The 14,441-nt window shown below is 67.8% G+C and carries 15 protein-coding genes; 6 read left to right on the forward strand and 9 right to left on the reverse strand.

The features are described from left to right. Positions 1-86: 86 nt before the first annotated feature. The gene (locus tag GXW83_RS01015) at positions 87-713 is read right to left on the reverse strand and encodes a hypothetical protein (RefSeq protein WP_182440988.1); all 627 of its coding nucleotides are present in this window, start codon (positions 711-713) and stop codon (positions 87-89) included. 121 nt (positions 714-834) lie between these two features. Here GXW83_RS01015 and GXW83_RS01020 point away from each other — a divergent pair, with 121 nt between their 5' ends. Continuing rightward, positions 835-1,158, forward strand: coding sequence for a toll/interleukin-1 receptor domain-containing protein (locus tag GXW83_RS01020; RefSeq protein WP_182440989.1), 324 nt, complete (start codon positions 835-837; stop codon positions 1,156-1,158). 980 nt (positions 1,159-2,138) lie between these two features. Here the strand turns inward: GXW83_RS01020 and GXW83_RS01025 are convergent. Then, complete coding sequence (locus GXW83_RS01025; protein ID WP_182440990.1) at positions 2,139-2,807, reverse strand: hypothetical protein; 669 nt, start codon at positions 2,805-2,807, stop codon at positions 2,139-2,141. A 477-nt stretch (positions 2,808-3,284) separates the two neighbouring features. Between GXW83_RS01025 and GXW83_RS01030 the strand changes: the two genes are divergently transcribed. The 3 genes from GXW83_RS01030 (at position 3,285) to GXW83_RS01040 (ending at position 7,564) form a co-directional block, all read left to right on the forward strand. Next, positions 3,285-4,778 carry a hypothetical protein gene (locus GXW83_RS01030; protein ID WP_182440991.1) on the forward strand — a complete coding sequence of 498 codons (1,494 nt, stop codon included), beginning with the start codon at positions 3,285-3,287 and terminating at the stop codon, positions 4,776-4,778. Positions 4,779-4,907: 129 nt separating this feature from the next. Then, the gene (locus tag GXW83_RS01035) at positions 4,908-6,215 is read left to right on the forward strand and encodes a MoxR family ATPase (RefSeq protein ID WP_182440992.1); all 1,308 of its coding nucleotides are present in this window, start codon (positions 4,908-4,910) and stop codon (positions 6,213-6,215) included. A 143-nt stretch (positions 6,216-6,358) separates the two neighbouring features. Further along, positions 6,359-7,564, forward strand: coding sequence for a VWA-like domain-containing protein (locus GXW83_RS01040; protein ID WP_182440993.1), 1,206 nt, complete (start codon positions 6,359-6,361; stop codon positions 7,562-7,564). A gap of 137 nt (positions 7,565-7,701) precedes the next feature. On the opposite strand, the gene GXW83_RS01045 is transcribed toward GXW83_RS01040, so the two are convergent. The 4 genes from GXW83_RS01045 to GXW83_RS01060 form a co-directional block, all read right to left on the reverse strand. After that, positions 7,702-8,127, reverse strand: coding sequence for a helix-hairpin-helix domain-containing protein (locus tag GXW83_RS01045; RefSeq protein WP_182447735.1), 426 nt, complete (start codon positions 8,125-8,127; stop codon positions 7,702-7,704). Positions 8,128-8,289: 162 nt separating this feature from the next. Beyond that, positions 8,290-8,556, reverse strand: a complete 267-nt coding sequence (locus GXW83_RS01050) for a Txe/YoeB family addiction module toxin (RefSeq protein ID WP_182440994.1) — start codon at positions 8,554-8,556, stop codon at positions 8,290-8,292. Further along, complete coding sequence (locus GXW83_RS01055) at positions 8,553-8,822, reverse strand: type II toxin-antitoxin system Phd/YefM family antitoxin (protein ID WP_225446671.1); 270 nt, start codon at positions 8,820-8,822, stop codon at positions 8,553-8,555. Before GXW83_RS01055 ends, GXW83_RS01050 begins: the two co-directional genes overlap by 4 nt. A gap of 42 nt (positions 8,823-8,864) precedes the next feature. Then, on the reverse strand, positions 8,865-9,428 hold the full coding sequence (locus tag GXW83_RS01060; protein WP_225446672.1) for an SMI1/KNR4 family protein: 564 nt from the start codon (positions 9,426-9,428) through the stop codon (positions 8,865-8,867). 394 nt (positions 9,429-9,822) lie between these two features. Between GXW83_RS01060 and GXW83_RS01065 the strand changes: the two genes are divergently transcribed. Beyond that, positions 9,823-10,668 carry a hypothetical protein gene (locus GXW83_RS01065; protein WP_182440996.1) on the forward strand — a complete coding sequence of 282 codons (846 nt, stop codon included), beginning with the start codon at positions 9,823-9,825 and terminating at the stop codon, positions 10,666-10,668. Positions 10,669-10,731: 63 nt separating this feature from the next. On the opposite strand, the gene GXW83_RS01070 is transcribed toward GXW83_RS01065, so the two are convergent. Then, positions 10,732-10,971 carry a hypothetical protein gene (locus GXW83_RS01070; RefSeq protein ID WP_182447736.1) on the reverse strand — a complete coding sequence of 80 codons (240 nt, stop codon included), beginning with the start codon at positions 10,969-10,971 and terminating at the stop codon, positions 10,732-10,734. 176 nt (positions 10,972-11,147) lie between these two features. Between GXW83_RS01070 and GXW83_RS01075 the strand changes: the two genes are divergently transcribed. After that, positions 11,148-11,489, forward strand: coding sequence for a hypothetical protein (locus GXW83_RS01075; protein ID WP_182440997.1), 342 nt, complete (start codon positions 11,148-11,150; stop codon positions 11,487-11,489). Positions 11,490-11,492: 3 nt separating this feature from the next. Here the strand turns inward: GXW83_RS01075 and GXW83_RS01080 are convergent, their stop codons facing one another. Continuing rightward, entirely contained in the window at positions 11,493-12,206 is a 714-nt protein-coding gene (locus tag GXW83_RS01080) for a hypothetical protein (protein WP_182440998.1), read from the reverse strand. An 81-nt stretch (positions 12,207-12,287) separates the two neighbouring features. Then, on the reverse strand, positions 12,288-14,426 hold the full coding sequence (gene brxL / locus GXW83_RS01085; protein ID WP_182440999.1) for a BREX system Lon protease-like protein BrxL: 2,139 nt from the start codon (positions 14,424-14,426) through the stop codon (positions 12,288-12,290). Positions 14,427-14,441 lie beyond the last annotated feature (15 nt).

Consider the following 14,441-nt stretch of genomic DNA (forward strand, 5'->3'; position numbering starts at 1 on the left):
CACAATGGCGAGTATTCCGGCTCTGCTGCGGCGGGGTGCCAAGTCGTCGGCGATCGGGCTGTGCTGAACGAGATGAATGCAAGGCACTAGCGGGCCGAGCCGACGAAGGTGACTATCGCTAGTACCAGAAAAGCCGTGATTCCGTAGCGGAACACCGAGATGGCCGCCCGTAGGTGGCGATGGCGCTGGGAGTGCTGGAGTATGTCGGTCCACAGCTCTGCCGCCGCGTGCTTCAGTACCTCGTCATAGCTCAGCGCCGAGACCTTGCTGACGAAGTTGCTGCTGCCGTCGACGGCCTTCAGGGTGTCGCCCCAGTTGAAAAGGAAGCGCGATGGGATCTCGCCCGGATGAACCATTCGAGTGGTCTTGCGGGCGGCAATGGCATCCACGCAGCTCCAGAGGCTGCGCAGGATCAGCCCGATGGTGATCGCCGCAGTGGCTGCGAAAAATATCGTCCAGATTGGATGTCGATCGGGCGGCGCGGTCTGTAAGTGATAGTCGACCAGGAAGGCGGAGCCGGCCATCAGCACGGAATTCGCGCTGAGCAAGACGGAAGCGCGGGTGGCCGTCGAGGCGCGGAGCCGGTCGTACCGGTCGATGTGCCACCGGGTGAGTTCGATCAGTTCCTCGGCCGGGACCCGTCCGCCCCGTCGAGGTCTGGGGGCCGAGGCCTGACCGCCGGGCGTGGGGTGACCTCCCGCTGCACTCGTCACGGTGCCTCCTGCCCGGTCATCGCCGACTGGTCGAGCTAGCCTAGGCCCATTGACGTGATCACGTAGCGGCTTCGCAGAAACCGGTGTCGGCCCTGTGCCGAAAACGCGATAAGAGGGGCAAATGCCGCATATCTTTATCAACTACCGCCGGGAGACCGATGCCTACGCCGCCGCACTGCTGGACGAGCTGCTTTCCCGGCGCCTCGGTCCGGATCATGTATTCCGAGCTGGCCGGTCCATCGCTCCAGGTGCCGACTACACCTTGGAGATTGCTCGCGCCATCGCCTCCTGCGATGCGATGCTGGTGGTGGTCGGACCGGCTTGGCACGAACACTTTGCGGCCCGGTATCCGGACCAGGAGGACTGGGTTCTCTATGAGATCGAGAAAGCCTTGGAAGAGCAGAAGGTCATCGTTCCGGTGCTGCTTTCCGGGACCCCCGGATAAGGCCGGGAGATCTTCCGGCTGTGGTGCTTCCACTGGCCTCCTTCCAGTACCTCCGATTCGACTACCGCAATACAGTGAGGGATGCCGCCTACATGTGCGAACAGTTGGAGCGGCGGTTCCCGGTGCGAACCCGGCGCTCGCGACTGGTCGGCGCCCTTACTCGCCGCCGCTAGGCAGGGGGTCACCATCAGCCCTGAAGCCTTCCTCACACACGGCCTCTGGTTCGGTGCTGGCACCGGGTGCTTTTGGTGAGGAACGATGGGGGCCGCCGAAGAGCACTGTCGGGCGCTGCCCGGTGAAGCCCCCGCGTATCAGTTCCCGGCACAGGTCATTGGCCCACACCACGGTGTAGGAGTTGGCCACATCCGCGAACATAGCGACGGGCACCGACAGTGCGGCCTTGCAGCCCAGCCCCGCTGGCGGATACGAGTCGACAGGCCGTAGCGACGGCAATGGAGGTCACTCGGTGGGAGGGTGGCCCAGTGCGCGGGCGAGCAGGTCGTTGTGGGCCCTGGTGATGTTAAGTGATCGGAGGATCATGGAGGTTGATGCCTCGGAATTGGAGCGTCGCGGGCCGGTGCCGCTGAGCGGCGAGGCACCGGCGTCTGCACACTCCGAAGTTGGCCTTCGGCCTTCCAAGAGGCGCTCCGCTACATCCAGTGCGGTGCTCCTGGGGAGACACCGACAGCGCTGAGCGCCGCGCCGACCCGTACTTCAGCGCCTGACGGCAATTTGTCAGCGCGCAGGGCAGCCAGTAGGAGCAGGAGGCGGGATCGCGGACCCGCGAACCTTCCGAGTCGGGCGTGCACAGGCCCAGGAGGGGATTGGCCCAGAAGCCACGGCAATCAAGCAGCGCTTCTCCTGAGACCAGAGGCCCGTACTCGTAGCCCTTGATCAGCATTGCGCCAGACTGCCAGTTACCGACGGCGCTCGCCACGATTAATTCTCTCCTGCCGAGCCGGTGAGCTGCGGGTCGGACCTTAGCCGGGATATCCGATCTGGGCGAAGTCCTCGGCCAGGTCGGCGAGGTCCACATCAGGGTTGAGCGCCGAGACGATCTCTTGGGTCAGGGGCTTGAGCTCATAGACGTGTCGGATCGCTGTGATGTCCGGCACTACCTCGTAGTACTCCTCGGCGAACATACGGTAGCCCTCGGCAGTGCCGTCAATGAGTACCTCGAACATCCACTCTGTCCCGTCGATGTCCTTGTGCTCTTCGATGGGGAACTTCAAGCGGCCGGCGCTCCACGCAGCGTCGGAGGGCTGCCGCCAGAAGCACGCGGTCGCGCGAGGTATTCCGTCTGCTTCGCAGAAGGCCGGTTCTTCGACGAGGGAGCGGAACACCGCTGGCACTGCTTCGAAGAGCCCCGGCCAGGGCTCGCGCGGTTCGGAGCGCCAGGGCGTCATCGGCGACTCGTGGTCGAACGCGCGCGCGTACGCTCCGGCCGATGAGAAAGCGATCGAGTAGTCATTCCCGGATCCGTCCCGCATCGAGGCGAGCGATTCGCGCGGTGACCACCGGCTGTCGAAGGAGAAGAAGCGGTAACTCCCATCAGGGCACAGGATCGCGTCCAACATCGCCATGGCCTGCGAGCGTGAGCGGACGGCTTCGATGCCGGGCAGCTTGCTGATCACTTCATAGACGGGCATGGGTTCATTCAAGCGGCAGGCACTGACACCTTTCCTTCCGCCCCCGGTCGAACGGCGACCTGAACGGTCCTGTCGGTCTGACGCCGAGCGCCGCGCCTGCTGCGGTGGTTGCAGAAGGCGTTGCCCCGCCGCCCTTCAACTGTGCGCCGACCTCGGCTTCCACATCGCAACTGAGACCAAAGCTGAGACCAGAAAGGCAGAGGCCACACGCCGCTGAAGCGGTGCGGGCCCTCTGACCTGCGGAGGAAGCGAGATCCGAACTTGTGAGGGGCTGCCCCAACACGTATCCGCACGGCCCGCAACGGACAGCGGCAGCGGTACTCGCCGCGTCACTCCGGGTGCTGCGGCGTGCGTTGAGGAAGGGTGACGGGTGGTCAAAGGGGACTGACAGATCCTTGTCGCAGTGCTTATGATGCCGGGGATGCAGAAGAACTCCTCGTACGGATCGGGGGAATCGTTCGCGCAAGGTGAGTGCTGATGGCACATCACTTCGCTCACACGATTCCGCCCCACCTGTTGATGTGGCAGCGCGTGCGTGAGTACGCCGTACCGCCGTCCATGATCGAGACCGCGACCGCACGCCGTGCGGCCGGAGACTGGGCAGGGGCTTGCGCCGCTGCCCGGGTCGACGCCGATCTCGATCTGCGCGCCGTGCGCGACCGCCACGGCACCGAGCTCGTCACCCGCCTTCGTGCGGATCTGCGGCGGTTGGCCCCGGATCTGCTCCGTTGGCACATGCCCCGGATCGTTCCCGACGGACGGCTCCGGCCCGGGCTGACCATCTCCCTGAGCCGTTACCGGAGTGGCCGCGACACGCCGTTGCAGCTGGTGGTGCGGACACCGCCGGCCTGGGCGGACGCCGGACAGCGAATGTCCCTGGCCCTGTGGGAGAAGTCCGGGACCGGTACCCCGAGGCACCATCCACACCCGCATCCCGACCGGCGATTCCGGCTCGACCTGCACCGCCATCTCTGGGACTCCAGGCGGTGCGGCGAACTGGCGTGGCGGTGCGGTGCGGGCTTGGTGCCGCCCGACCGACCGTACGCGCCCACCCGGCCGGACGTGCCAGACCTGCCCGATCGGTCCGACGTCCACGACTGCTCGTGGGCATCGGAACGGTGGGCCGCCGAGGCCGAGCTGCTGCTGAGGGCCGAGGGGCGCCCTGATGGATCCTTCACTGTGCGGCTCGGTGCGCGGAGCCGCGCCGTGCTCGAACTCGTTGCCCCCGACGACAGCCATGCCCCGACGTTCCGGCCGCTGCGGGAGGCGCTGCCGCCGCAGGAGGCCGCGGCGCTTCCGGTACTGCCGGAGGCGGCGGCCCGGGCCCTTCCGGATCTGGAGTTGCTGCGGGCCGGTCTGATCGCGTCCGATCGGCTGCATCCGCTCGTCGCCACAGCTCTGGCGATGGCTGCCTCGGCGGCGGCCGGCTCGGGACCGGCGACCGGCCGCGACTTCCGGTTTGGCGACCCACACCGGGTGGAGTGCCGGGGCGAGATCCACCGGATCGCACTGCGGGACGGAGTACTGGCGGCGATCCATCACGACCCGGCACAGCTGCGCCGGGAGGAGTTGCTGGTGGCCCTCGGCGGGCCCGCGCTGCCCTGCCTGCGGGCGATCGACGCGGTGCACCGCGATCCGGAGGCACTGCCCGCGGTCCGGGAGCGGATCAGTCACGGTGACATCGCCGGGGCGCTGAACGTGGTCGAGGGACTGCTCGGTCCCGGTGCGGTCCTGCGCGACGGGCCGCTCCGGGACGAGCTGGAGTCGGCTGCGGCCCGTCGCATCGACCACGGACTCTTCCGCTCGGGGCTGGTCGCCGTACACCCCGCTGCCGGTGCGGTCGGGGGCGGGAACTCCTCCGGCTCGGGGCGGGCGGAGCCGGGCCGCGGGCCCCGGCTCGACCGCCGTACGCCTGCCGCAATGCGCCTCAAGCGGAGCAGTCGGGCCCGGCCCCGCACCGGACTGGCCTGACTGCCGGACGATCGCCTGACTGGCTGCCCCACCTACGTCCCGCGCTCGTACTGCGCGTTCTTTGCCGCACGACCCCACCCCTTCCGGGACGGGCCATCCCGTTCCCCTATCCCACCCCAGGTGATGCCCATGACCTCCAGTACGCTCCTGCCCGCGCTGGTCCCGGCCGTCGATGCGCCCGCATCGACCCCCACCGGAGCATCCGCAACCGGCACCCGACTCGTCGTCGCCGAGGACCTCCTGGTCCTGCTGCGGACGACCATCACCGAGCCGCGCCCCGACGAGCAGCTCGAAGCCCTCACCCTGGCCGTCGCGGCCGACCTGCCCGTGTTGCTGTGGGGCGAGCCGGGCATCGGCAAGACCGCAGCCCTGACACAGCTCGCCGCCTCCCTCGACCTGCCGCTGACGACCGTGATCGCCAGCGTCCACGAGCCCACCGACTTCTCCGGGCTGCCCGTCGTCGGCGACGACCCGACGGTGCAGGGGGTGCCGATGGCGCCGCCGCAGTGGGCAGTGGAACTCGTTCGGGCCGGGCGGGGGCTGCTTTTCCTGGACGAACTCTCCACCGCCACCCCGGCCGTCCAGGCCGCGCTGCTCCGGGTCGTCCTGGAGCGGAGGGTTGGGACGTTGCAACTACCGCCGGGAGTAAGGATCGTGGCCGCAGCCAATCCGCGCGCGTCGGCGGCGGACGGGTGGGAACTCAGCCCGCCGCTGGCGAACCGGTTCGTGCATCTGTACTGGGTGCATGACCGGGATGTGGTGGTGCGCGGGTTGGGCGGGATCTGGCCGAGGGCGGAGCTGCCCTCGCTGGTGCCGGAGCGGCTGCCAGAGGCGGTGGCTTACGCCCGGCGCGCGGTCTGCGGTTTTCTGGAAGCCCGGCCGACGCTGATCCATCGGCTGCCGAACACCGAGACGCGGCGCGGCGGCGCCTGGCCCTCGCCCCGGAGCTGGGAGGCCGCCTTGACTCTGCTGGCCTTCGGCACGGCGGCCTCGGCCTCCCGGGAGGTGCTGGCGCTGCTGGTGAGGGGCGCCGTGGGGGACGGGCCGGGGCTCGAACTCCTCGCCCATCTGGACCGGATGGAACTCCCGGACCCGGAGTCGTTGCTGGCCGATCCGGCATCCGCCGAGCTTCCGGCGCGGGGCGATCTGCGGCAGGCCGCGCTGGAGGCGGTGGTGGCCGCCGTAGGGGCACGGCCGCAGCGGGCGCGGTGGGAGGCGGGCTGGGCGGTGCTGGTCCGGGCGCTGGAGACCGGCGTCCCGGACCTGCTGGTCGCCCCGGCGACGGCGCTGGCCGCGCTGCGGCGCGACGACTGGGAGGTGCCGGAGGCGGTGGAACGGCTGGCCGGGGTGATCGGCCTCGCCCGGCTGGCAGACCAGTCGGTGGGGCGGGCTGCGGCGGCGGCCGACGCCGGGCGTACGACGAGGGCACGTCGATGACCGGGGCTGCGAAGCGCCCGGGGCCGCGCCCAATGCCCCACCCGATGCCCCGGCTCTCGCCGCCGCGCCCGGTGCGGGCCACCGTGCCGAGGCCGCCGACCGACTCCGGCGGCCCTTACGTCCGGCCCGGGCTCCCTCTGGACATGGAGAAGTTGCTGGCCGCCCGGCTGCACGCGGTGAAGGTCCGTCCGTACCTGGCCGGCGCACTCTTCGCACTGCACGTGCTGGAGGACCGTTCAGTGCCGACGATGGCGGTGGACACGCACTGGCGCTGCTACGTCTCCCCCGGCTTCGTGGCGCGCACCCCGATGGAGGAGCTGGCGGGCGTCTGGGTGCACGAGGTCTCCCACCTGCTCCGAGACCACCACGGGCGAGGCGAGCGGTATGCGCGGGAGCACGAGGAGTACGGGCCGGGCGAGCGGCTGCGGCGGAACATCGCCGCCGACTTCGAGATCAACGACGACATCTACGGCGACGGTCTGCCCCTGCCTGCCGGGGCGGTGCTGCCGTCGCTGCTGCGGCTGCCCGACGGGCTGCTGATGGAGGAATACCTGCGGAGGGCGTCCATGTCCGGGCTCGCCGCAGACCTGGCCTGGTTGGACTGCGGCAGCGGGGCCGATGGGCAGCACCGGCCGTGGGAACGGGGACCCGACGGGGCACACGGGCTGAACAAGCAGCAGCGGGACGCGGTCCGCTTCCGGGTCGCCGAGGGGATCAAGGGCCGGCCGGGCGATGCTCCGGAGGGATGGCGCCGGTGGGCGGAGGAGGCGTTCCATCCACCACAGGCGTGGCGGCAGTTGCTGGGGGCGGCGGTCCGCTCCGCGGCGGGTGCGTCGGGAGCGGGCGAGGACCACAGCTACCGGCGTCCGTCCCGCCGATCGGCCGCTGTCCCCGGGGTGCTGCTGCCGAGCCTGCGCCGTACGCCGCCCCGGGTCTGCGTCGTGATCGACACTTCAGGGTCGGTGAGCGACGCTGAGTTGGGCAGCGCGCTGCTGGAGGTGGCGGCGATCTCGCGGGCTGTGGGCGGGCGGCGCGACCTGGTGTCGGTGATCTCCTGCGACGCGGCGGCCGGGATCGCCGTCCCGCTCTGCCGCGCCGAGAACATCGAACTGGTCGGCGGCGGGGGAACCGATCTGCGTTCCGGGTTCGCCCGGGCGCTCCGCTCCCGGCCCCGACCGGACGTGATCGTCGCTCTGACGGATGGTCAGACGCCCTGGCCTTCAGCACAGCCTCCCTGCCGCACCGTCGTCGGTCTCTTCCCCCGTCCAACGCGCGCAGTGAACGAGGAGAACTCCGACTACGCCCCGGACGCCCCGCCCCACTGGGCCCGCGTCGTCACCATCAGCTGAGAAAGCGCACTGACGCGGTACACAACGCGGTCTGACGTTCACCTTCAGCACGGTTGGCTTCCCTCCTGCCCCGGGCCTGTCGCCACGAGTGTGGTCAACGGCCGTGAAGCCGCACTGCTGATGGTCGAGCTGATCGGCTACCTCGGCAGGAGAAGCGCGTAGTCGCGGATTCGTGCGGCCGCGCCGTCCTCGATCCGGGCGAAGACGATCACCTCGTCCAGCGAGCTGAACGATCCCAGTTCCTGGCGGGCTGTCACGAACCGTTCGACCAAGGCCGGCTCAATGGAGCACGCGTTCGCAATGGTGTGGGCCGGCGCGCTGTTGAGATCGACGAGGCCGCCGTCGTCGTACTGGCGCGGCAGGTCAGGACGTCCGATGTGGAGGGCGTGGGCGAGAACAGGATCGTTCTGCGCGAGGGCGCGAGCTTCGTTCCGCCGCGCGCGAGCGGCAAGGTGCGCTGCGACAAGCGGATGGGCTGCTGCGGGGTGGGCAGGCTGTGCCAGTCCGGCCCCAAGGCCGTAGACCTCCCGGCGGAGCGGGACCAACTGGAAGCAGGCGGCCACTATCAGGGCTGGTGCCAGGACCGCGAAGACCGAGTTGAGCAGAGAAGTGCCCAGGCGAGGGCTGGCCGGACACTCGCGGACGGGGGTGAATGCAACTGAAACTGCAACTGGCCGACATCCCTGCCCGGGCCCAACGTGTCGGGGCGATCAGGGCGAAATGGGCTACTTGCTGTAGTGGTAGCGGCAGGCGATGACGCACACCATGTCGGCCTGCTCGTCGAGGACGTAGACCAAGCGGTGTTCCTGGTCGATTCGGCGGGACCAGGCCCCGGCGAGTTCGTGTCGTAGGGGTTCGGGTTTGCCGATGCCCTCGTGGCCGTTGCGGCGGATGTCGTCGATGAGTTGGTTGATGCGTTTGAGGAGGCGGCGGTCGTTCGCCTGCCAGTACAGGTAGTCGGTCCAACCGCCGTCGGTGAACTGGATCTTCATGTGGACTGCTCGGTGGCGTCCTCGGGGTCGATCAGTTCGCGGTTCTGAGTGCGACCTTCCTGGTAGTCCCGAAGGGACTGACGCAGATGGTCGGCGTTGGCGGGGGAGCGCAAGAGGTAGTCGGTCTCGCGGAGCGACGCGTACTCGGCCAGGGAGACGACGACCAGCGGTTCGTGGCCGGCCCGGGTGATGACGAGTTCCTCGGCGTCGTTCTCGACAGAGTCGAGCGCGGCAGCGAGATTGCTGCGGAGCTCAGTCGCACTCATCGTCTTCATAGCGTACAGAATAGCGTACGTTCATTGCCTGAGCTAGGAGGCGAGCCGCCTCGGGGCATCGGGCCAGGGCTGGGGCTCGGGTGCGTCCTCGGCCATCATGACCTCCTCCTCCCACCAGCCAGTGCCGTCGAGCCAGGAATTCAGCCACTGTGCGAGCGACGGCGAGTCGGTGAACCACGCCTCCGCCCGGTCTTCGGGGCCGGCGTTCGGCTCGAAGAGCAGGACCGGAGCATCGGGGTCCAGGCAGTCCACCGCTGCGTACATGCCGCAGCCCCAGTCCAGGATCGGCAGGACGCCGTGTGGCCAGTATTCGCAAGGGCCGTACTCAGCAACCGCTGTCCGGCCCTCGCCGACCAGGGGCAGCAGGAGGTGCTCGGGACCGAAGCCGCCGTTGGCCACCTCCTGGTACAGCCGGACCAGCAATCGCGGTAGTGGGAAGCCGAGTTCGCGCCTGGCTGCGGCGACCTCCCACTCGCTGACCCGAGCGGGGAGCTCGCCCCTCTCTTGGAGCGCGCGTTCGCGGACGCGAGCGAGGATGTCCGAGGGGGCGCTCATGCCGACGACTCCTGCGCCGTGCTGATCGTCTATGCCTGTCATGGCCAGGAACATAGCGACGGCCACTGACGGCGTGACCTGTGGCTGCGGCGCCGCCGATTGAGACCGCACCTGAGACGGAGAACGCAGAGGGCCCGCACCGGCGAACGGTGCGGGCCCTCTGACCTGCGGAGGATACGAGATTCGAACTCGTGAGGGGTTGCCCCCAACACGCTTTCCAACTGTTCGTCCGGGGGTCCGGGCGGGTTCGCCAGCGTCCTGACCTGCGGCGCAGCCGCCTGGAGGCCGTCCTTCGGACCCCGCCGAACGCAGGTGAATGCAACTGGAACTGCAACTGGCCGAGTGCTCGCGAAGTGGTCTCTGACCTGCGGAGTCACCGGCCTCGTCGTGAACCCCGGCAACTGCCGGGACGGCCGATGACAGTAACCTGCCCGCCATGAACGGTGAGCTCGCCCAATACTTCGCCCTGGCTACGCACGGCAGCGCCTGGCTGCAAGACTCCGACGTCCGAACGGCACCGGCGCTGGACCAGAGCAACAGCACGTTCCAATTCGTCCGGACCGTGACCTTCGCCGGGGTTCCCGGTACTGGCCCCTGGCTCAAGAAGCTGGCAGCCCGCGGAGTCGACCGCATTTGGCTCGCCGCTCCTGGTCGGCCGTCCAACGGGGGGAAAGGCCTTGAGGCGCACATTGCAGCCGCCTTCGCGGGTGGGATGCAAGCAGGCTTGCTCACCACCGGCCGCCGCGGCAGCGAGCTGTGGCGGGCCTCATGGGAGGCCGGCGACCCAGCGGCAGCAGACCATCGCGTCTGGGACATCCACTACCGCTGCGACGAGGTCACGCTCACCCCCGACGACTTCCGCATCCCCGTGGCGGACGCGTCGAGCACCCTGGACTCAGCGCTGGAGGCCGCAGTCGAGTTCTCACAGGTGCACGGGCTCCGTCCGTGGGACTCCGTCTTCGTCAAGGCACGAGCTCTGCTTGGCGCCGACACCTTCGAAGACGTCTATCACCAGGATCTCTTCCCAGAGGGTCGGTTCGACCTGGCCAGCCGTCGGCTCGCAGCAGCGGCCCAGTCGGCCTGGGTCTTCGGCGGCATGGGGTCCTGGAACGATCTAGGGTTCGCCGACGCCGAAACCCACACGGAGTACGAGCGGCTCTCGCGCGAGCTCTTCTCCGCCGTGACCCAGAGCTGTCTGGCGGCAGCCAACGTTCCGCTCACGGGAGAGGAGGCCCGTCCGCAGCATCGCTCTTGGCTCCGGAGGCGGCTCTTGGGCGGCTGACTTCGTGATCACGTCATACGCGCAGGAAGGCTGATGGCGACCAGAGCTGCACTCTCCATCGGTTCAGCCTGTGGGCGTCCATCGCTTGATCACGACCGGCGCCGCGTGGGGAGCGGGCCAGATCTGAAGGTGAACCCGCTCGACGGCCTCCGGCGCTTCGGAGCCCTCTTCACCGGGCTGGCGGGCATTGGCCAGGTTCGTGCGCGAGGCACGGACGAGCACGAAGCCCTCGGGGACCTCGAAGCGCGCGACATCCGGGAGGTAGTCGGTGCATCCCAGGATTGCGATGCGCCCGGAGGGCACCTCGATGCTTGCCTCGGGCAGTTCCTCGGCTCGGCGGCCAGCCTGTCGGCGGCCACTGTGACCCGGCTAACGAAGCAGTGGCAGGACGACCACGCCGCCTTCCAGCAGCGTGACCTGTCGGTTGGGCGCACTCCTTCGACTGGGGCGCGAACGCCTTCCAGTCGATCCAGGGCCTGATGCTTGGCCGCTACGACTACCTCTTCCCCTGCCCGACCGAGAACTTGGTGGGGCTGGCGGTACTGATGTGCCTGTCGATACTGGTGTTGCTCCTGCTGCGCCTGCGCCCTCCGGCGGTGCTGGTCGTCTACACCCTGGGGACGCTGGCGCTGATCGTGCTGAGCCAGCAGATGTTCGGCGCGATCAGCCGCTTCGTCATGCCGATCTTTCCGCTGGCCATCCCGCTCGCGCTGGCGCTCAAGCGCCTGAGCCGCGCCCAGGCTCTGGCCGTGCTGCTGATCCTGGGCGCGCTCTCGGGCTGGTACGGCGGTTACGCGATCTTCAACCTCGGGGTGCCGTAGCGGTCACTGGGTGACTTCGAAGTACTGCCAGGCTCCCCACGTGGCCAGGTCGGTGACCTGACCGCCGCCGAAGATCTTCGCGAAGATCGCCGATGTCTCGTCGTCGAGCAGGGACGTGTTCGTCTCAAGCATCCGGTTGATCGTGTCGGTGACCTGCGGAGCCGTGAGCTTCGCCATCGCGCTCGCCAACTCCGGGAGGTGGGCGTCGTCCTCGATGCGAGCGTTGGACAGGGCTCGCATCCTGTCAGCGATGATCGAGGCAGCCATCAGGATCTCAAGCAGGTGCCGTTGTGCCTCGGCGCTGCTCATGCTGGTCCTGGTGTCCTCCAGCGCAACGACAATCTCGTTGGAGAAGTTCTCAACGACCGACTCGCTCAATACCAGCTCAGACATGGCGGACTGGCTGGGAGCCTTGTCCTGTCGGGTAATCCGGTCTAGCGCAGTCTGAGCGGCTGGGAGGGCTTGGTCTTCCCACCACTGCTGGATGCGGGACGCGCTCTTGACGACGGCGACGGTGCCGACGACGCCCACTGCGAGGCCGATCGCCGCGACGACCGCCGCCGGGCCGCGCAGGTCTACTTTCGCGAACTCCGCGTGCCCTCCGATCCCGTCCGCTCTCCGGAAGAAGCCACGGACCCAGCCTGGGGTGTCTCTTGATGCGACCAGGTCCGCACCGTCCGGGATCGAAGCTGCATACAGCTCCCACCAGTTGCTCATTGGGCTCCTCTGGTTGCGATCGGCCAGACCAGGGTGTGGCTCCACGCAGGTGTCAATGTGGGCTCGGCTCCATGTCGGCGTCTACTCGCCGGCCTCGCGGAGATATGTGATGCCGAAGCCCTTGAGCTCGCGGTACTTCTGGTATTTGGTGGCGAGGTCGAACGGGCTGTCGCTCATGCGCTGGAAGATGTCGAGGCCACGGCCGAGCAGGATCTTCCAGCCGGTGTCGGTGGTGATCGAGCGGTCGTGGATGGCGGTCGGATCGACCAGCTCGACGTTGAAGACGATACCGAGCACGCCCGCGCTCTTCTTGATCTGGAGCAGGTACTCCAGCTGGCGCTGGACCTTCTCGGGACCGTCCTGGTTCTCGACCGTGACGAGCTTGAGGGTCACTTCGTCGGCGGGAGCCTTGCCCCGCGCGATGCCTTCGACCAGCTCCATGAGGTTCCTGGCCTGGTGGAACATTCGCACGTAGGGGTCGACGATCGTGATCTCGGCGGCGCCCCGCAGGTACGGTACGAGTAGCGAGTCGAACGAGACGCCGCGCTGGCCTTCCCGGTACTCACGGTGGCCCTGGAACAGCTCTGGTTCGGGCTCCGGCTCTGTAGGCTTGTCAGTACTCGTAGCAGGCGTCGAGGCGACACCACCGCTAAGCGGGTCGGTGTCGGTCGGCGGCTTCTCCGGCGCGCTCTCCTGTTCCTTGCGGCCGCGGTGGTAGTAGGCCGGGTATTCGTCTTCCTCGAGCGTGGCGACGGCGTGCCAGGTGCCGCCCTGGTCGAGGTAGCCGAACTTGACCTCGGCCATGGTCGAGTCGATGCGCAGGATCTGGTCCTTGACCCGCTTCCGGCCCTCGATGGCGAACCGGAGGATCTCCTCGATCTCCTCCTTCTCGGCCTGGCCGTCCGGGTAGAGGATCTTCATCAGGCCGGAGAAGGTCTTGTGGATGCCGTCGCGGTCGCGCGTCGAGATGTCCGGCGACAACGTGAAGTGCTGCTGGTAGCGGTCGGAGTAGTCCTGGGAGCGCATCGACTTGAGCACTTCAGCGATGTAGTCGACGACGAAGCCGTAGCCGTCGGAGAACATCTCGCCTCGGATGATGTCGACTTCCCAGCCGGGGATGTAGTGGTGCAGACGGTCGAGGTAGGCCGGGTCGTGGTAGGCCTCGGGCAGCTCGTCGAACAGGTCGGAGTTCTTGAGCATGTACGGCACGGTGTGCGAGGTGTTGCCGACGAAGACCATCGAGGCCTCGGCACCGAGGGTCTCGACACCACGGGAGAACGACTTGTTCGCCATGTAGTTCTTCATGATATCGACGAGCGCCTTGTCGGCGCGCTTCTTCTTGCCAGCGAATTCGTCGAAGGCGACGACGTCCCAGTAGCCAACCAGGCCGATGCGCCCGTTGGAGTTATTGACGAAGAGCTTGGGGGCGGTGACCTCGCCGCCGGAAATGAGCATCCCGTGCGGTGAGAACTCCGAGAAGATGTGGGACTTGCCAGTGCCCTTGGGGCCGAGTTCGACCAGGTTGTAGTTGCGTTCCACGAACGGGATGAGGCGCACCAGCTGGAAGAACTTCCCTCGTCTGCTGAACATTTCCGGGTTGAAGCCGATCGACTGCATGAGTAGGTCGATCCACTCCTCGGTATTGAACCCGCGCCGGGCTTCGAGGTACTGGTCAATGTCGAACTTGGACAGCTGGATGGGCTTGATCGAGCCGAGGATCCACGGCACGACACGCTGGTCGTCGCTGTGGAAATACTCGATGTCGCAGATGCACCACACGCCACCGACCAGCAGCTTGGGATGAGCCTTGATGATCGGCGAGTCGACGATGACGCCCTTGATGCCGAGGTTGGCGAACTCGGCCTCGTAGACGTCGGCCTTCTCGTTGAGAGTGACGGTGACCTTATCGATGATCCGGTGCCGGCCGCGTTCCTTGATCGTCGACTTGACCAGCTCGGACTCGCTGCGGTGGACGTAGTGCTCGGCCAGGATCTTGCGGACTGTGTCGATACCGGCCTGAATGGTGGCTTCGTCGTCGGAGGCGGCGTACTGCCCGAGCAGGTACTCCAGGACGTAGGACGGCACGATGGCGTTGCCCTTGACGGCCTTGACCAGGTCCTTCCGGACGACGACTCCGGGGAACAGCAGGTTGATCTTGAAGTCGAGATCGCTCTGCTGCGGTGTGCCGGCGTCGGCTTCCTCGTTGTCGGTCTCGCTCATCTCAGCTCCCTTCCC

The organism is Streptacidiphilus sp. PB12-B1b (assembly GCF_014084125.1).
Classification (GTDB): Bacteria; Actinomycetota; Actinomycetes; order Streptomycetales; family Streptomycetaceae; genus Streptacidiphilus.